Source organism: Methanocorpusculum labreanum Z (genome assembly GCF_000015765.1).
GTDB lineage: Archaea > Halobacteriota > Methanomicrobia > Methanomicrobiales > Methanocorpusculaceae > Methanocorpusculum > Methanocorpusculum labreanum.
This window is the reverse complement of record NC_008942.1, coordinates 1,132,107-1,150,723: the sequence shown is the minus strand read 5'-3', so window position 1 is coordinate 1,150,723 and position 18,617 is coordinate 1,132,107. Positions and strand designations below refer to the sequence as shown.

At 51.8% G+C, this 18,617-nt stretch carries 16 protein-coding genes and 1 tRNA gene; 14 read left to right on the top strand and 3 right to left on the bottom strand.

Features of this window, described 5'->3' with window-relative positions:
* Positions 1-51 precede the first annotated feature (51 nt).
* The 12 genes from MLAB_RS06000 to MLAB_RS05945 all read left to right on the top strand — a co-directional run bounded on the left by MLAB_RS06000 (position 52) and on the right by MLAB_RS05945 (position 10,388).
* Positions 52-123, top strand: a tRNA-Gly gene (locus MLAB_RS06000).
* 45 nt (positions 124-168) lie between these two features.
* The gene (locus MLAB_RS05995) at positions 169-612 is read left to right on the top strand and encodes a hydrogenase 3 maturation endopeptidase HyCI (protein ID WP_011833508.1); all 444 of its coding nucleotides are present in this window, start codon (positions 169-171) and stop codon (positions 610-612) included.
* A gap of 53 nt (positions 613-665) precedes the next feature.
* Complete coding sequence (locus MLAB_RS05990) at positions 666-1,568, top strand: aldolase (RefSeq protein WP_011833507.1); 903 nt, start codon at positions 666-668, stop codon at positions 1,566-1,568.
* Between the two features lie 132 nt (positions 1,569-1,700).
* Positions 1,701-3,284, top strand: coding sequence for a glutamine hydrolyzing CTP synthase (gene pyrG, locus MLAB_RS05985; protein ID WP_011833506.1), 1,584 nt, complete (start codon positions 1,701-1,703; stop codon positions 3,282-3,284).
* A gap of 1 nt (position 3,285) precedes the next feature.
* A complete protein-coding gene (gene guaA / locus MLAB_RS05980) occupies positions 3,286-4,812 on the top strand; it encodes a glutamine-hydrolyzing GMP synthase (RefSeq protein WP_011833505.1) in 1,527 nt (508 codons plus the stop codon).
* Between the two features lie 83 nt (positions 4,813-4,895).
* Positions 4,896-5,534 (top strand): flavodoxin family protein, encoded by a 639-nt coding sequence (locus MLAB_RS05975; RefSeq protein WP_011833504.1) that lies wholly within the window; start codon positions 4,896-4,898, stop codon positions 5,532-5,534.
* Between the two features lie 23 nt (positions 5,535-5,557).
* On the top strand, positions 5,558-6,097 hold the full coding sequence (locus MLAB_RS05970) for a flavodoxin family protein (protein WP_011833503.1): 540 nt from the start codon (positions 5,558-5,560) through the stop codon (positions 6,095-6,097).
* A 97-nt stretch (positions 6,098-6,194) separates the two neighbouring features.
* Complete coding sequence (locus MLAB_RS09615; protein WP_083755060.1) at positions 6,195-6,884, top strand: putative quinol monooxygenase; 690 nt, start codon at positions 6,195-6,197, stop codon at positions 6,882-6,884.
* Positions 6,885-7,083: 199 nt separating this feature from the next.
* Entirely contained in the window at positions 7,084-8,211 is a 1,128-nt protein-coding gene (locus MLAB_RS05960) for an aspartate aminotransferase family protein (protein WP_011833501.1), read from the top strand.
* On the top strand, positions 8,189-9,244 hold the full coding sequence (gene hisC, locus MLAB_RS05955) for a histidinol-phosphate transaminase (protein ID WP_011833500.1): 1,056 nt from the start codon (positions 8,189-8,191) through the stop codon (positions 9,242-9,244). The genes MLAB_RS05960 and hisC overlap by 23 nt, the downstream gene beginning before the upstream one ends.
* On the top strand, positions 9,241-9,753 hold the full coding sequence (locus MLAB_RS05950) for an adenylate kinase family protein (RefSeq protein WP_011833499.1): 513 nt from the start codon (positions 9,241-9,243) through the stop codon (positions 9,751-9,753). Before hisC ends, MLAB_RS05950 begins: the two co-directional genes overlap by 4 nt.
* The gene (locus MLAB_RS05945; RefSeq protein WP_011833498.1) at positions 9,750-10,388 is read left to right on the top strand and encodes a CDP-alcohol phosphatidyltransferase family protein; all 639 of its coding nucleotides are present in this window, start codon (positions 9,750-9,752) and stop codon (positions 10,386-10,388) included. The genes MLAB_RS05950 and MLAB_RS05945 overlap by 4 nt, the downstream gene beginning before the upstream one ends.
* A 90-nt stretch (positions 10,389-10,478) precedes the next feature.
* On the opposite strand, the gene MLAB_RS05940 is transcribed toward MLAB_RS05945, so the two are convergent.
* Both MLAB_RS05940 and MLAB_RS05935 read right to left on the bottom strand, forming a co-directional pair.
* On the bottom strand, positions 10,479-10,898 hold the full coding sequence (locus tag MLAB_RS05940; protein ID WP_143702786.1) for a hypothetical protein: 420 nt from the start codon (positions 10,896-10,898) through the stop codon (positions 10,479-10,481).
* Between the two features lie 37 nt (positions 10,899-10,935).
* Positions 10,936-13,368, bottom strand: a complete 2,433-nt coding sequence (locus MLAB_RS05935; RefSeq protein ID WP_011833496.1) for a CDC48 family AAA ATPase — start codon at positions 13,366-13,368, stop codon at positions 10,936-10,938.
* A 217-nt stretch (positions 13,369-13,585) separates the two neighbouring features.
* Here MLAB_RS05935 and MLAB_RS05930 point away from each other — a divergent pair, with 217 nt between their 5' ends.
* Positions 13,586-14,317 (top strand): SIMPL domain-containing protein, encoded by a 732-nt coding sequence (locus tag MLAB_RS05930; protein WP_011833495.1) that lies wholly within the window; start codon positions 13,586-13,588, stop codon positions 14,315-14,317.
* Between the two features lie 44 nt (positions 14,318-14,361).
* Here MLAB_RS05930 and MLAB_RS05925 read toward each other — a convergent pair whose 3' ends face one another.
* Positions 14,362-17,133, bottom strand: coding sequence for an aminotransferase class V-fold PLP-dependent enzyme (locus MLAB_RS05925; RefSeq protein WP_245525962.1), 2,772 nt, complete (start codon positions 17,131-17,133; stop codon positions 14,362-14,364).
* A 113-nt stretch (positions 17,134-17,246) separates the two neighbouring features.
* Between MLAB_RS05925 and purB the strand changes: the two genes are divergently transcribed.
* Complete coding sequence (gene purB, locus MLAB_RS05920; protein ID WP_011833493.1) at positions 17,247-18,590, top strand: adenylosuccinate lyase; 1,344 nt, start codon at positions 17,247-17,249, stop codon at positions 18,588-18,590.
* Positions 18,591-18,617: the final 27 nt, after the last annotated feature.

Sequence of the window (18,617 nt, the reverse complement as noted above, 5' to 3'; positions counted from 1 at the left end):
ACAACGAATCGTAATCCTTTTAATGTTTATACGTCCTTGTAATTAGTGCAAGCATCGATAGTGTAGTGGTTATCACTAGGCGTTGCCAACGCCTAAACTCGGGTTCGAGTCCCGGTCGATGCATCTGTTTTTGGCATCTAAAACTGGTATGTTGTTACGAAGGTTGGTATGAAAGTAGTTCTTCTCGGCGTCGGCAATTCTCTTCACTCCGACGACGGCGCCGGCCCCCGTCTTGCGGAAATGTTTTTGGATTCACATGATGTCACGTCGTTCAACTGCGGGACCGCCCCTGAGAATTTCACCGGTCTTGTGCGAAAGTTGAACCCTGATCTTCTTCTCATCGCCGACGCTGCAGATATGGGCCTTCCTGCGGGTTCAGTCAGGATCATTCCGCCGGAAAAGATCCGCGACACCGCAATTGGAACCCATATGCTTCCTTTGTATCATCTGGTCGATTTCCTGGCCGAGTCATCGCGCGAAATCTCTATCATCGGAATCCAGCCGGCCAGTCTTTCTTGGGGCGACCGGCTGAGCGACCCTGTAGCTTCGTCATTAATCGAAACAAAGATGTTGATTGACGAAAACAATCTTCGGAATATCCCTGTTTTGTAAATTCAGGTAAAGATAAAGTTAATCTCTGTCGAACTACAGAGAGTAATACAATCATGTCCGATATAAAGGTCCCCCTCGACGTTCCCAAAGCCATGCGGGAAGCATATATTGCCAATTACGATCTAATTACTGCCGGATCGGGTCGCCTGATGCTCTTTGCCGGAGATCAGAAAATAGAACATCTGAACGATGATTTCTACGGCGCCGGCATCCCCGAAGATGACGCCGATCCCGAACACCTCTTCCGCATTGCCTCCAAGGCAAACATCGGCGTTCTGGCAGCTCAGCTCGGTCTTGTTGTCAGATACGCGATGGATTATCCGGAAGTCCCCTATCTGGTGAAGATGAACTCCAAGTCGCATCTGGTGAACGTGTCTCAAAAGGATCCGGTCTCCCCGCAGCTCTGGAGCGTCGAACAGGTTGTCGAGATCGCTCAGGAGCATGGCATCAAGATCGCGGGTATCGGGTATACGATATATCTCGGCAGCGAAAAGGAGGCCGACATGCTCGCAGAGGCAGCCCAGCTCATCAACGAGGCTCACTTCTACGGTCTTGTAACCGTTCTCTGGATCTATCCGAGAGGAAAGGCGGTCGGGGACGAGAAGGATCCGCATCTTATCGCAGGGGCAGCTGGTGTGGCCGCATGCCTCGGCAGCGATTTCGTCAAGGTCAATGCACCCAAAAAAGACGGTAAATCCTCTCCCGAACTCCTCCGCGAGGCGGTCCTTGCGGCAGGACGCACCAAACTGGTTTGTGCCGGCGGCTCGGCCACAACTGAGGAAAAGTTCATTCGCGAACTCTACGAACAGATAAATGTCGGCGGGGCATCGGGCAACGCTACGGGCAGAAACATCCATCAGAAGTCACTGGACGAGGCGGTAAAGTTCTGCAATGCGATCTATGCGGTCACCGTTGAAGGAAAGAGCGCCGAAGAGGCGCTCAAACTTCTTCAATAATCTTTTTTCGCGAGTATCTCTCTTCTCCACAATCTCCTGCACCGTCTCTTTCTCCTCTCGATTCCGCATTCTTAATAGCCTTTAAAGTCAATAGATAGACATTATTTGATTTCGGAAAAGGAAGGGCAAAAAATGAAATATGTAGTAGTAACCGGAGGAGTAATGAGCGGACTAGGAAAAGGCATCACTGCCGCTTCCATAGGCCGCATTCTCATCAACAGAGGATATCATGTCACGAGCGTAAAGATCGATCCGTATCTGAATATCGATGCGGGGCTGATGAACCCGGCCCAGCACGGTGAGGTCTTTGTGTTGAAAGACGGCGGTGAAGCCGATCTTGACCTTGGAAACTATGAGCGGTTTCTTGACATCGAACTCACCAGCGATCACAATCTGACCACGGGAAAGATCTACTCATCGGTCATCTCGAAGGAGCGCCACGGCGATTATCTGGGTGCCACCGTTCAGATCATCCCCCATATCACCGACGAAATCAAAGACCGGATCAAACACGCCGCCGAGTCATGGGTCGACAAAGACGGCAATCATGCCGAAATATGTATCGTCGAGGTCGGCGGGACCGTGGGCGATATCGAAAGTATGCCGTTTTTGGAAGCTGTCCGTCAGATGCACTGGGAGTATGGAAACGGAGACTTTGCCCTCGTCCACGTCACCCTTCTGCCTGCCGATACGATGGGCGATCTGAAAACGAAACCGACCCAGCACTCAATAAAAGCCCTTCGCGAACTCGGTCTCGAAGCCGACATCATTGTCGGGAGAAGCAATTTACCGGTCTCCCTTTCCACCAAACGAAAGATCTCCTCCTTCTGCGATGTTGACGTCCACGCGGTCATCAGCGCTCAGACGGCACCGGATACCTATCTCGTTCCAATGGAACTCGAGAAAGAGGGAATGGCCGATGTCCTGTTAAAGCAGCTCCATCTCGAGTCCGGAAAAACGGACAACGGCTGGTATTCTCTGGTTGCACGCGATTACACGAGCCGCATCACTGTTGGAATCATCACCAAATACGGTGTTGAGGATGTGTATATTTCCATAAAAGAGGCCCTCAAGCACGCAGGCCGCCACCTCTCCACCGAAGTCGTCATCCACTGGCTGGATGCTGAACTCTACACTCCTGAAGACCTCGCCGATCTTGACGGGATCCTGATCCCGGGCGGATTCGGCAACCGCGGTATCGAAGGAATGATCTCGGCGATCCAGTATGCCCGCGAACACAAAAAACCTCTTCTCGGTCTTTGTCTTGGATTCCAGCTCTGCGTTATCGAGTTCATGAGAAATGTCGTCGGCTACTGGGATGCGACGAGCGAAGAGATGGGGGCGGGAACCCACGCGATCGCGCTTCTTCCCGAACAGGAAGGCGTTGAAGATCTTGGCGGGACGATGCGTCTTGGCGACTACCCGGTCACTCTCGATCCGGCTTCCCGCCTCGCAGAGCTTTACGGTGCGACAGAGATCGTGGAACGCCACCGGCACAGATACGAGGTCAACCCAACCTACATCGACGAGATCGAAGCAAAGGGCATGAAGTTCGTCGGCAAAAACGGCAGACGTATGGAGGCGCTCGAACTGGCCGACCACCCATATTTTGTTGCGACCCAGTTCCACCCGGAGTTCAGATCACGTCCGGCCCGTCCGTCGGCCCCGTTCATCGGTTTTGTAAAAGCCTGCCGTGAGATGAAGAGAAAGGAGTAACATGGAATCGATATTAGTCCTTGATTTCGGCGGCCAGTACAACCAGCTGATCTCCCGCCGCGTCAGAGAAGCACATGTTTTCTGCGAAGTAAAGCCCTGCACGATCCCCCTTTCGGAAATAAAAGAAGGAAACTATGCGGGAATTATTTTCACCGGCGGACCGGCGAGCGTGTATGCGAAGAACGCTCCGACCGTTGATGCCGGTATCTTCGAGCTAGGAATCCCGATTCTCGGGATCTGCTACGGCGCACAGCTCACGGCATATCTCCTTGGAGGAAACGTCGCTTCTGCGACGACCCGCGAGTACGGCAAAACTTCCATTTCAACGGAAGAGTCCCCTATCTTCAAAAATGTCCCAAGAGAGACGACCTGCTGGATGAGCCACACGGATTACATCAGCGAGGTCCCTGCCGGATTCGTCAAGGTCGCCCACACGAGTGTGTGCCCGGTCGCCGCCATGGCAAACCCCGCAAAGAAGATCTACGCGGTCCAGTTCCACCCCGAGGTCATGCACACCCCTGAGGGCATGACGATGATCAAAAACTTCCTTTACGATGTCTGCGGGTGCAAAGGAACCTGGCATATGTCCTCTTTTGTCGAGGATCAGGTCCTGCAGCTTCGCGAGAAGATCGGCGACAAAAAAGTCCTCTGTGCCCTCTCCGGCGGCGTCGACTCATCCGTTGCCGCTGTTTTGATCAACAAAGCGGTCGGCAAACAACTGACCTGCATCTTTGTCGATCACGGTCTTCTCAGAAAGAACGAGGGTAACGAGGTCGAAGAGATCTTCAGAAATCAGTTCGATATCAATCTGATCCGCGTCAATGTCGAGGACCAGTTCCTCGGAAAACTCGCCGGCGTTTCCGACCCTGAAAAGAAACGCAAGATCATCGGCGAGGAGTTCATCCGCGTCTTCGAAGCAGAGGCAAAAAAGATCGGCACGGTCGATTTCCTTGTGCAGGGAACGATCTATCCCGATGTGATAGAGTCAGGACCGGGCGCGGCTGCCGTGATCAAAAGCCACCACAATGTCGGCGGTCTGCCGGACAATGTGGATTTCAAGGAGATCATCGAGCCGCTTCGTATCCTTTTCAAGGATGAGGTCCGCCGGGCCGGTCTCGAACTCGGCATCCCTGAGAAGCTTGTCTGGCGTCAGCCGTTCCCGGGCCCGGGTCTTGCTATCCGGGTGATCGGCGACATCACAAAAGAAAAACTCGAGATCGTCCGCGACGCCGATGCGATCTACCGCGAGGAGATCGCCAAAGCCGGAATCGATCGGGACATCAATCAGTATTTTGCGGCCTTAACGAATATGCGCAGCGTCGGTGTGATGGGCGATGAGAGGACATATGACTACGCCGTCGTTTTGCGGGCCGTAACAACGACCGATTTCATGACTGCCGACTGGGCCCAGATCCCGTTTGCGGTGCTTGAAAAGGTTTCAAGCCGGATCATCAACGAAGTCAGGCACGTGAACCGGGTCTTATACGACATTACAAGCAAGCCTCCGGCAACGATCGAGTACGAATAAATTACCTGATGCTGCAGAGACTAATCTTTGCAGATATCCATCCCGGGATTAAAATCCGGGAAGATGATTAGATGGTGTAACGTATGAAAATAATCGGATTCATCGGAAGCTATCGGAAAGGCGGGAATACCGATACGGCTGTAAGAACCGTTCTTGAGGGGGCGATGAATCTGGGTGCAGACGTTGAAGCCGTCTATCTGAAAGATTACGAAATAGCGGATTGTGTCGGGTGCGAAGCGTGTAAAACGACATTCGAGTGTGTTATCCGCGACGATATGCAGAAAATATATGCTAAAATACAGGAGGCTGATGGTATTATCATCGGGTCTCCAACCTATTTTTACAACGTAACCGGGATCATAAAAAATATGATCGACCGGCTCTACTGCTATGAGGTTTTTGATGAAGACGACCGGTCGGTATGGATGGGCATACACGAAGCAACGGGAATTAAATATGCAACGGTCGTTGCCGTTTGCGAGCAGAAAGATCCGGAGGATATGGGGTATACTACCGTCACAATGACCAAATCCCTGCAGGCTCTCGGATACAGAGTCGTGGATGAGCTTAAAATCTATAATGTGTATAACAAAACCGATCTGCTGCTGGATACGGATCAATTAAGCGAGCTGGAAGAAGCCGGGAAAAAATTAGTCAAAACGATTCGGCTCAAAGAAAAAATACAGAATATTGTGAATATAAAAAATGAGCAGATAAACTAAAACAACATATTAAAGAGGAAAACATGAGCAATATTGCAGTAATTGTTGGAAGCGTTAGAAAAAACGGGAATACAGAAATATTAGCGAAGGCCTTTGTTGATGGGGCAAAGAAAAATAATAACGTGGAAATTATTTCCGTTGCCGATTATACGGTACATCCATGCATTGGTTGTAATGCTTGTTTTTCGAGAGAGGGGAATACATGTTTTCAGGATGATGATATGCCGAAAATTTATGAAATATTGAGAGAAGCAGACATCATCATTATTGCATCTCCGGTCTATTTTTACGGAATCAGCGCACAATTAAAGGCAATCGTTGACCGCTTACATTCGCCTTTAAGAAAAACGTTTAACGTTAAAAAATTAGGATTATTATTAGTTGCAGGGGAAACACTTCCGGCAGTATTTGATTCGATAGAATTGCAGTATCAATTAATTTTAGATTATTTCAATCTCCAGGATGCGGGAAGGGTTGTTGCAAAAGGCTTAAAAAATAAAGGCGACATCAAGGGAAATCAGGCGCTGGCAGAAGCTTTGAAGTTAGGCGAACACATTCGATGAAAAATAAATTTTTCGTGCGATTTAATTCCCGTTATGATCAAAATGATAAATAAAACATGCGAACGTGTATGTAATTACTAATGATGGAGGAGTATGTATGAGCAGCAAATTGGAGTTTGATTCGGAATTTTGTAATGTAAGATATATGAAAAATGAAAAGGTGGTGTTTCTAACATGGAAAAAATCTGCACGTTTGAATGATTACAGAAAGCCTACCTTATTTGCATTAGATTTATTGAAGCAATTTCCGCATAGTAATTTTGTTGTTGATGCAAGGAATGGATTTGAGGATGACAAAGAAGATGTAGAATGGGGGGTTTCTGAGTTGCTTCCCAATATATCAAAAACTGATTGTGAATACGTTGCATTCATCATGCCAGAGACGGAGGATATTCAAGACGAAATGGATATGTGGACAAAAGAGTTCGGAAAGTATTTTGCAGTTGTTAAAGCAAAAAGTTTTGAGCAGGCTTTAAGTAAAATTAATGACCGAATTCTTGTAAATGTCAAATATGCAGTTATTCCAGGCAAAAGGGATGAGTTTCTTGAAAAAGTTGTTGAAAATGATATTATTACAGCTTCAAGGGCAGAGCCGGGCAATTACAAATATGAATGCTATAAACCCGTAGATTCAGAAGACATCTTGTTTTTAATGGAAATTTGGGTAAGCAATAAAGCTCAGACATTACATAGTAAAACAGAACATTATCAACGATTACAGTCATTGAAAAAAGAGTATGTTACCAATGTAACTATCGAAGAATACAGCATAAACACAATAGTATGACGTACGTTGGTCTACCCTCTTGTTATGGACACAATGAGCCAAGCGAGAGCAAAAACGAACTTCGAAGTATACCTGGATTACCCCCGAAGCGCTAATCCATAGAAAAACCCTCGAATTTGCCGTATTTTTTCCAGGCCGACATGCAGTTTCAATACACAGAACGACAAATACTTATCTAAATATCCAGGGAGAAAAAATCATGTCCACCTACAAAGAACTTGATGCAAAATACTACATGCCCTGCTTTGGACGGTCGATGGAGATCGTCAAAGGCGAGGGATGTAATGTTTGGGACGATAATGGGAAGAAATACCTCGACTTAGTCGCAGGTATCGCGGTCTGCAGTACGGGACACTGCCACCCGCAGGTAGTGGACGCAATATGCCGCCAGGCACACGAACTTATTCACTGTTCCAATCTTTACTACATACCGGGTCAGGCCGAACTCGCAGAAAAACTGAGCAAAGCAAGCGGCATGGGAAAGGTCTTCTTCGGAAATAGCGGGGCCGAAGCAATAGATGCGGCTCTCAAACTCGCCAAAGTCCGCTCAGGACGCAAGAACTTTGTTTCATTCAATCATGATTTCCACGGCAGGACCATCGGGTCTCTAGCCGTCACCCACAAACCCCAGATCAGGGAACCCTTCGAGCCGCTCGGCATTCACTGTGATTTCCCCGACTACGGCGACCTTGAGGGACTCAAAGCTGCCGTCAATAAAGATACCGCCGCTGTTGTCTTCGAACCCATTCAGGGAGAGACCGGCATCATCATCCCGCCCGAGGACTTCCTGCCTGGAATCAGGGATATCTGCGACGACGCCAGAGCTCTTATGATCTGCGATGAAGTCCAGTCCGGTATGGGACGGACCGGCAAATGGTTCGCATTCCAGCACTCGAAGGTGCAGCCCGATATCATCAGCATTGCAAAAGGAATCGCTTCCGGTGTCCCGATGGGTGCGATCATCGCCCGGGAAGGACTCGAGTTCACGAAAGGCGAACACGGCAGCACCTTTGCCGGCGGTCCGATCGCCTGCGCCGCGGGAAATGTCACGTTTGGCATCATCGAACAGCTCCTCCCGGGAATTGCAGCAAAAGGCGAACTTTTCAGAAAAGGTCTGGCCGCATTCAACCCGCGGGTACGGGGTCTGATGGTTGGGTTCACGCTCGGAGAAGCCGCTCCCAAACTTGCCGAACTCTGTATGGAAAAGGGCGTTCTCATCAATGTTGCCGGTGACGGCAACATCAGGATCGTCCCGCCTCTGACAATCTCGGCCGACGAAATCAACTATGCAGTCGGAGTGATCAATGAAGCCGCGGGTCAGATCTGAGTTCGTCAAATCAGGCTACGTCTTTGCAAAATCCCCGGCCGATATCGCAAAGGAATACGGGTTCACCGAAGTTGCCATGCTCGGCAGCAACGAAAACCCCTACCCTCCTTCGGACAAGGTCCTTCGGGCAGCAGAAGCTGAGCTTTCAGGCGTAAACCGGTATCCGGATCCAAAAGCCGCCGCATTTCACGCCGCGCTCCGTACATACATCTGCGATTGCCCCGTCGTTACGTCTGGACTCGGTATGGACGGCGTTATCGAGACCGTGATTCGAACGATCGTCGAGCCGGGTGACAAAGTTGTCATCTCCACGCCGACCTTCTCTATGTACGGCCTTGCAGCAAAGGCCGCATCTGCCCGTGTGGTCAATGTCTCGCGAAGCGCCGACTTCTCGGTCGATCTCGACACATTCCTGAACGAAGCCAAAGATGCACGTCTTTCGTTCCTCTGCACGCCGAACAATCCAACAGGGACCGTGACCCCGGTTGAGGACATTGAATATATTCTCGATAGGATCGAGGGAGTTTTATTCCTGGATTGTGCCTACGTAGAGTTTTCAGACATCAACTATCTGCCGCTTCTTTCCCGCGACAACCTGATCATCGGCCGGACCATGTCCAAAGTGTATGGTCTTGCAGGTCTTCGGATCGGCTACGCATTCGTCCCGGAATGGCTGGAGGCTCCCTATAATATTGCCGCCACGCCGTTCACGATGAATCGTCTTTCTGAAGCCGCGGCCTCCGTGGCCGTTTCAGATGCCGCCTACCGCGAATCATTCATCGCCCATGTTCAAAAATGGCGGGATGTTTTCATGCAGGAGATCCCGTTCCCGGTTTACCCAAGCGGGTCGAACTTCATACTCATCAATGTCGCCCCGCAGAAAGGCGACGCTGCGGCCGAATCCCTGGCAAAACACGGCGTGCTGGTTCGTTCCTGTACCAGTTTCCCGGGTCTTGGAGATACGTTCATTCGCGTAAGCGTAGGTGCCGACTGGGAGAACGAGCGGTTCCTCGCTGCGGTGAAAAAACTATGATGATCGGGATCACCGGAACCCCGGGATGTGGGAAGACGACCGTCGCAGACCTCCTTCGGGATATGGGGTATCCGGTTCTCGATCTGAAAACCACCGTCGGCCCTTTTGTTCTGGAACATGATGATGCATCGGGTTCGGATATCGTGGACGTGGATGCCTGGGCGGATGCGTTTCCCTATACCGAAGGGTTTGTCGAGGGAGGGTTCGCCCATTATCTCCCCTGCGATAAGATCGTCATTTTGAGATGCCGGCCCGATGTTTTACGTGAACGTCTCGCTTCACGGGGCTATTCAAAAGAAAAGATCCGTGAAAATCTGGAGGCCGAAGCTTTGGATGTGATCCTGATCGAAACGGCGGATGCTTTTGCATCGGAACAGATTTATGAGATAGACACTACAAGTACAGAGAGAGAGTCTGTGGTCCGGCGTATCATCTCTTTTGCAAAAGGAGAGACTCCCGCATCGTTTGGATCGCTTGACTGGTCAGAATATATAGCAGATGTCATATGAGTCTTGATTCGCTTCGTCCGAAAGTCCAGTGGATATTAACGCCTATCGCAGAGGCATTTTCAAAGCTTCCGATAACGCCGAATATGTGGACCGTTGTCTCGCTTTTCTGCGCACTCATCGCCGGGATATTTTTCGGATTCGGCCTGCCGCTTTTTGGCGTGCTTTTTGTTGTCCTGAACTCGTTTCTGGATGTTTTAGACGGAGCGCTGGCACGACACACCGGAGCGGCAAGTCCTATCGGTGACTATCTGGACCACGTCTTCGACCGGTATGCGGATGTGTTCATCATCACCGGCATCATCGTCTACGGGGTCCAGACCTGGCAGGCTCCGGTTCCGGCATGGGTGATCGGCCTCTTTGCTATCACCGGCGTTCTGCTTTCCTCCTACATGGGGACCCAGGCCCAGGCGGTCGGTCTTAAGCGAAACTACGGCGGGGTCCTCGGTCGTGCCGACCGTCTGGTCCTTCTGATGCTTTTCGGTCTGGCCGAGGTCATCTATCCGGCTCCGATCCTTTTCGGCCTGCCGTTTTTGGGATGGATGCTTGTCGTGTACGGCTTCTTCGGGCACATCACGGCGATCCAGCGGTTCGTTATGACGCTCAAAGAACTGCTGAAAGATGCCCGCGCTCAGTAAAGCAGAAGATATTCCACAGTAATTCGAAATATTATAAAAAAAGTCTGCGGCCGTTGTATTTCGGCCGCACATGTTTCCCAGTTTCTTTTATTATTGGACGGCTTGTTCCAGCTTCTTGTAACAGATGATCTCCAGCACACCGTTTTTCAGGTGTGTCTGGGTCTGTGACGGATCAATTCCGGCAACCGGGATCACTGCTGAGTATTCACGGTTGGTGCCGGCATTGAGCTGGAGTTTTCCGTCCTGATAGGCGATGAAGAAATCATCCTGACATTCGGAGGGGAGTTCGGTCTGGATGATTACAGTTCCCTTGTCCTCGAACATCTCGATCGGGATCGTCTTATTGTGGACCTCGTCGGGTGTCAGATGGATCTTACCGCCGGAGAGGACGAACTTCACGCCGACGACCGGCGGGAGTTTGCCCTCATTCTCTCCAGAAACGTGATTGATCAATATCTTATGGATAATATCCATTAATTCCCTGTATGCATCATCTGGTGTTTCCGGCATTCTGTTTCATCTCCGAGGTGAAGAGTGTGGTTTCTCTTCACGCATCTGCTGTCTTAATTATCTCTTTGATTCTGCTAAAGTCTTTCTGATGAGCCATCAGCAGTTCGTCGAGTTCCCGCAGTTCCGGCGTGGATCCCGCGTCTTTGTATTCGGCGGTTTCCACGACGGAAATGCCCTTTTCGAGAGTCTTTCTCTCCTCTTCATTGAATCTGTACTGCCAGGAGCCTCTTTCGGCGCTGCGTCTTCCTTCTTTGTCGAGGGAGGGTCTGACCCGCTTCAACGCGGCATCGAAGTGCCTTCCAAAGACCTTGACGCTTGATACGGCAAGCGTGATCTCGGCAGCGTCGTGGCCGGCCATGACTTTCACGAACTCGCGGATCGCGACCATCTTTGCTTCACGGACGAGTGCCTCGATATCGGCACCGACGAACCCTTCGGTTTTGTCGACGAGTTCGTCCAGATTCACATCTTCTGCGAGCATCGAGCTGATGTCTTTGATGTAGACATCGAGGATCTGTTTTCTTCCCTCGCGGTCCGGCGGGGGAACGAAGATGTGCTGCTCGAGACGTCCTGGCCTCAGAAGTGCCGGGTCGATCATGTCCGGGCGGTTTGTTGCGCCGATCACGACGACATTTTTCAGCTCCTCGAGTCCGTCGAGTTCGGTCAGGAACTGACTGACGACGCTTTCGGTCACGTGGGAGGAGCCTTCGTAACTTCCTCTGCGTGGAACGATCGAGTCGATCTCATCGAAGAAGATGATCGAAGGCGAGGCAAGCCGGGCTTTCCGGAAGATCTCACGAATGCCCTTCTCGGACTCTCCGACCCATTTCGACATGAGTTCCGGCCCTTTTACGGAGATGAAGTTACACTCCGACTCATTTGCGACGGCCTTGGCAAGGAGCGTCTTTCCGGTTCCGGGTGGCCCGAACATCAGGAAACCCTTGGGGGATTTGGTGGCGAACTGTTTGTAGACCTCTCTGTATTTGAGCGGCCACTCGACCGCCTGCTGAAGTTCTTCTTTGACGGAGTCAAGGCCGCCGACGTCTGCCCAGTGGATGTCGGGCACTTCGACGAGGACCTCCCGCATGGCGCTCGGCTGAACCATTTTCAGAGCTGATTCGAAGTCCTCTGCGGTGACTTTGAGGTTTTCAAGCTTTTCTGCGCTGATCTCCTCATCGGGATTCATGCCTGGGAATGCCCGGCGAAGGGCATGCATTGCCGCCTCTTTTACCATCAAAGCAAGGTCTGCTCCGACAAATCCGTGGGTGGTGTTTGCATACTTTTCCAGTTTGACATTCTCGGACAGCGGGACGTTTCTTGCATGGATCTGCAGGATCTCGCGGCGTCCGTCTTTGTCCGGGACACCGATCTCGATCTCACGGTCGAACCGTCCGCCGCGGCGAAGTGCCGGGTCGATGGAGTCCGGGAGGTTGGTTGCGGCGATCACGATAACTTTCCCGCGGCTCTTTAGCCCATCCATCAGGGAAAGCAGCTGGGCAACGACACGGCGTTCCACTTCGCCTTTCGACTCTTCACGTTTCGGGGCGATCGAGTCGATCTCATCGATGAAGATGATCGATGGGGCATTCTCTTCTGCTTTCTCGAAGATCTCACGGAGCTTTTCCTCTGAGTCTCCGTAGTATTTAGAGATGATCTCAGGTCCCGAGATCGTGTCGAAGTAGGCTCCAGCTTCATTTGCGACCGCACGGGCGATCAGGGTTTTACCCGTTCCGGGCGGACCGTAGAGAAGAACTCCCTTCGGCGGTTCGATCCCGAGCTTTTCGAATACTTCCGGATGTCTGAGCGGGTACTCGATCATCTCCCGCACGAGCGAAAGTTCACGGCCAAGACCGCCGATATCCTCGTAATGGATGTTTCCTGCGGATTTTCCTTTAGGAGCGTCCTCGCCTTTATAGACACTGTCTTTGTAGTTGACGGTCGTCTCTGAACCGATGATCGCAACATCACCGGGGGAGACATCCGAAACGGCGAAGTCGACGTACTCGGTGTTGTAGTTGGAGAATCCTCCCCATCCGGAGAAGAACGGATCCTCCGACTTGGTCTGGAACCCGAAGGTCATGATCTGACCTTTCGTGATCGGCCGGCCGGCGAATTTACTCTGGATCGTCTGCTCGAGTGCCCGGCTGTCGAGACGGATGCTCTGAGAGATCGGCTGCAGCGTGATCTTTGCAGCGGTTTTTGGAACGACCTTCTCGACGGTAACGGTGTCCCCGATACCTGCACCTGCAGATCTGCGGATATCACCGTCGATTGCGATCCCTCCCGAACCAGAGACGGAGGAACGCATGACTTTGGCGGCTCCCATGCGTTTTCCGGTGATCTTGATGAAATCACCGGACTCGACGCCGAGTTTTGCCATGACGTCATTATTTATTTTTGCATATCCGCGTCCAACGTCATTGTAGTCTGCCTCCTGTACAATTAATGAAATTTTAGTATTCTCTGTCATTTTTTATCACTTCCAGGTTGCTATAGGTATATGTAATCCCCATCGTCTATTTAAAGTATTGTTGGGGGCAACGCAAACTGGTGCAATAGAATATTATTTATAGACTTGCAATGCAGAAAAACACCAAGCGCGCAGATGGGCACGTAATAATTACAATAATTTTCGTAGTTTTGGATAGGTATATGTCAATCCAGGGACTATTACTGTAGTGATACATATGAAAAAGAATGTAATTGCAATCCTGCTTCTCTTTGCGGTGTTTGCGATCTTTGCTATCCCAGCGGCAGCAGAAGATTCACAGACCGACAAAGTCATTCTGGTTTCCGGATACGGCGTTTCGACCACAACTCCCGACAAAGTAACGATCAGTTTCGGCGTCGAGACCGAAAACCCTGATGCAAAAATCGCCCAGAGCGAAAATGCAGCACTGATGGAAAAAGTAGTTGCCGCCCTCAAAAATGCCGGCATCAAAGACTCCAACATCCAGACGACCGGTTACAACATCTACTCCTATGTCATTGGAGATTATAATCCAGGTAAATGGGCAAATGGAACTACTGTCTACAAAGTAACTAACACCGTGCAGATCATCTCCTATGATGTCGATCAGGCCGGTTCATACATCGATGCCGCGGTCTCTGCCGGAGCAAACAGTGTGAACAGTCTTCAGTTCGGTCTTTCCGACGAAAAACTGATCATTGAAAGAAACGCCGCGATCCTCTCGGCTGTCAAGTCGGCACGTGCCGATGCGGATTCAGTCTCTTCAGCACTCGGTCTGAAGATCGCCGGTACAGGCACCATCAATGTAGGTCAGAGCTACACCCCGGTCTCCTACACGAACATGGATGTTGTCAGCTACGCAAAGGCTGAAGCAAGCGGAGTCCGCACCACCATCGAATCAGGCGAGATCAAAACGACTGCAACGGTTTCGATCGTGTACACCTACTAAAATCTGCAGAGAAAAATCTCTGCCGCCCCTTTTTTTATGAATATTTAATTGCCGGTCAGTTCCCTGATCACGGCAATAAATGTGTTCACTTCGCTTTCGGTATTATAGAAAGAGATGCACGCACGTGCCGTTCCTTTTTCTGCAGAAAGATACTGCATAAGCGGCTCGGCGCAGTGGAGACCCGATCTGATCTCGATTCCGTGTTCGTCATCCAGCCACTCGGCGATTTCGTGGGGCGCAAAGCCTTCGACCGTGAAGGAGACAACGCCGATACGCTGAGTTTTATCTCGACAGCAGTACAGGGTAACGCCGGGGATCGCGGCAAGTCCGTCGATCAGCATATCGGTGAGTTTTCGTTCATGGGCTTCGATATGGTCCATAACGATGCCGGAAAGAAATTCGACGGCGGCCCCAAGGCCGATACCGCCTGATACGTTGGGCGTGCCGGCTTCATATTTATGATACCCTTCGGCAGGCACATAGCCGTCTTCGGTGACGCTCTCGACCATACCGCCTCCAAGGAGCAGGGGTTCAAGGATCGGTTCCCTCATCCAGAGAACGCCGGTCCCCATGGGACCAAACATCTTGTGTCCTGAGAAAGAGAGGAAATCCACGCCGAGTTTCTCGACATCGACCGGCATTCGCGGGACCGACTGAGCTGCATCGACCGCAAGCAGCGAGCCGTATTTTTTGCACAGCCGTGAGATTTCAGCGATCGGCGTGATCGTCCCCGTAACGTTCGAAGCATGGGTCACGGCAACAAGCCGGACAGACGGATCCATCGCTGCTTCGAATTCATCCATATTCAGCGTCAGATCATCGTTGAGCCCGATGATGCGGAGTGTGACTCCTTTTGCTTCGAGCGCCCGCCAGGGAAGAAGATTCGAGTGGTGCTCGAGGATCGTCGTTACGATCACGTCCACTTCCTTGAACGAAAGACCGCGGGCGATCGTGTTGACCGCTTCGGTGGTGTTTTTCACAAACACGGTCGTTCCCGCAGAGCCGTTGATGAACTCGGCGACCTTTTCGTGAGCATGCCAGTATTTCTGTGTCGCGATCCTCGTCAGCCGGTGAACGCCGCGTCCTACGTTTGCACGATACTCCCGTTCAAATTCGTCCGTCGCCGCAAGAACGCACTCTGGCGACCAGGTCGTCGCTCCGTTGTCGAAGTACATCAGATCCCCCATCATGGGAAACTCGCCGCGAAGTGCGTCCCAGTCAGGTTCCGGTGTTTTTTCCGGCTCCGGCTCCTGCGTAACGCGGTCTTCGACGATGTCTGTTGTTTTGCCGGCCGGCATAAGATGAGCGACCGAGGCGGGCGTACTTCGTCTGATTTTTTTCTCCGTCAGATCGAGGCCCGCTTCTTTGACGAGCTCCTGCATTTTCGGCGGCAGCTCCTTCCAGCGCCAGAGACCCCAGGTAACGAACTCGGGCGGGAGACCGCGTTCCTCCGCCCATCGGGTAAGAAACTCATGCCAGCGGTCCGCCATCTCCGGGTGGGTAACGCGAAGCGTTTCAAGTTCCGACTCAAGCATCGCTGGACAAAGATAGCAGCCGATTCTTTCATACCCGCGTTCGTAAAGCGGATTGTAGGGAAGTTCGCGGAGCCACAGATAGAAGAAAACGTCCAGAGCCCGCCAGGATCTGATCGGCGAGAGGTTCAGCTGCAGAGGGTTCGTCGGATTCTGACTGAGAGCTTCGAGCGACGCCCGGCTCCATGATTCATACCAGCGGTTTCCCTGGATCGTCAGACACTCTCCTGTATCGTTGAGATGGACTTTCAGCGGGTTGAGTTTCAAGAGTTTGCAGCACCACCGGTGATCTTTTCCCGGAGGGCCGGCTTTTTCCACTGCCTGCCAGAAGTCCCCGGCCTTTTGGATGAGTTCGACGTCCTGTGACTTGACGAAATCAATCGTTTCCGGGAACTCGAGGCCGGTATCTATGAAAAACGCCTCGGTCACGCCGGCTTTTTTCGCGATGTTCCAGACGGCCGTGCTGTCTTTCCCGCCGGAGAACGAACAGTTCACCCTTGGTTTGAGCGGTGCATTCTGTCTGATCTCGCGGACGGCATTTCGCTCCATGTTTTTGATGTGGAACGCGTTCTTCTCGACCGCGTCCTCCCACGACGGGTTTGCCTTGGATTTTATCGGTGAAACGCTGATGAGTTCCTTTATTCTGACCGAGCCGTCTTTAAGAATGCCGGTCCCGTATTTATTTTTGTACCGCAGGATGACGACGCCGTCAGAGATCCCGGTCGTAGTGACCTTGACCTTTTTGCCGCCGAGTCTTCCTTCAGGCAGTCCGGGAGCGTCCTTTTCGAGATCGATGATCCCCTTCTCGGCTTTGCCGATCAGATAGGGCAACGCCTCGGCTTCGAGATCGAGATTGAACTTTCGTGCGACCGGATCGAACCAGAGCCAGGCAAACCGTACGCCGTTTGCGATGATGAGATCGTTACGGTCGAGACCTCCGGCTTTGTTGAGAACGAGGATCTTTGGGAGAGTCACCGCATCCCCGAACCGTTGTTTGATGAGGGAAGAGATGAGGTCATGATCGGCCTTCAGGGCCGGACGGACATCGTACGGCTGCTGAAGGGAGATCTTTATGCTCTCGTTCCCGCAGGCACAGGTCTTTGCAAGGAGGGGGATATTGCATGCCGGACACCAGTAGAGAAATTTAGTCACAAAGTCGTCGGTTTCCTTGATATAGTATCCAGGCTTGAGCTCCTTTTTCGGAACCGGTTTTTTCTCTCCACGTATGCGTGCTGGTTTTTCTGCCTTCTTTCGGTAATGCGGTTTCTTATATTCGTGCGGCACGATGCGTACCTATTTGTTTTCCGTGGTGAAAAAGAACTGCCCCGGGGACATTCCCAGCGTTTCTATTCTACAGGACAAACTCATAACCAAAGAAAACCAATACTAGTTTTACTATGGCAATACATCCGATAGATTTCCGGTACGGAACTCCTGAAATGAAACGTGTGTGGAGTGAAGACAACCGGTTTACCTGCATTGTCAGGGCCGAGGTTGCTCTGGCCCATGCTCAGGGAGTCGTCGGGATGATCCCGGCGGAGGATGCGGCGATCATCGAGAAAAACGCTCTTTCGGCTTCACGCGTCCGTGCAAAAGAGATCGAGGCGGAGATCAGCCACGATACGATGGCAATAACCCGGGCAATTTCGGAGGTCTGCGGGGATGCGGGACGCTGGATCCATTACGGGGCCACCTCGAACGATATTCTGGATACGGCGACCGGTCTTCAGCTCAAAGAGGCGTATGATCTCTTAGAGAAAAAACTATCAACGCTGATGGGTGTGTTGTTGAAACGTGCCGAGGAGACCAAAAATCTGATCTGCATTGCCCGGACCCACGGTCAGCAGGGTGTGCCGACGACCTACGGCCTTCGGTTTGCGATCTGGGCGTCCGAGGTCTCACGGCATCTCATAAGACTAAGAGAGAGCCGGCCGCGTGTGGTCGTCGGGCAGATGACCGGAGCGGTTGGAACGATGGCTGCCATGGGCGAACACGGCATTGAAGTCCAGGCTGAGATGATGAAGTATCTGGGCATTGGATCAGTGGATGTCTCGTCCCAGGTCATCTCACGCGACCGGTATGCCGAGTACATCTTCCTGCTCGCAAACATCGCAACGACGCTGGACAAAGTGGGAATTGAGGTCAGGACCCTGCAGCGGACGGAGATCGGCGAGGTCGAAGAGTCCTTCTCCAAAAAGCAGGTAGGATCTTCCACGATGCCGCATAAAAGAAATCCGATCAAGAGCGAGCAGGTCTGCGGTCTTGCACGGATCGTCCGCAGTATGGTCGAGCCGGCTCTTTTGAACAATACGCTCTGGGACGAACGGGATCTGACGAACTCGTCGGCCGAGCGTATCACCTTCCTCGAGACCAGCATTCTGTGCGATCACTGTCTGCAGGTGATGACGGGCGTCATCGAAAATCTGACCATCAACACGGAAGCGGTCGAACGAAACCTCAGATATCTGCACGGCATCAATCTTGCCGAGTCGGTGATGATCGAGCTGACGAAACGCGGGATGAAGCGCGAGGATGCGCACGAGACCATCCGCGAGGCAAGCATGGAGGCGCTTTCTGCAAAGATGCCGCTTGCCGAGATCCTTGCGGCAAAGCCGGAGGTCACTGAGTATGTCTCGGCTGAAGAGATCGCAAAACTGCTCAAGCCCGAAAGCTACGCCGGGCTTGCGGGCGTTCAGGTGGAAAATCTGATCCGAAAACTTGCGCCGTACTGCACGCTGTAATCGTGTCCTGAAAACAAGCGGGAAGTA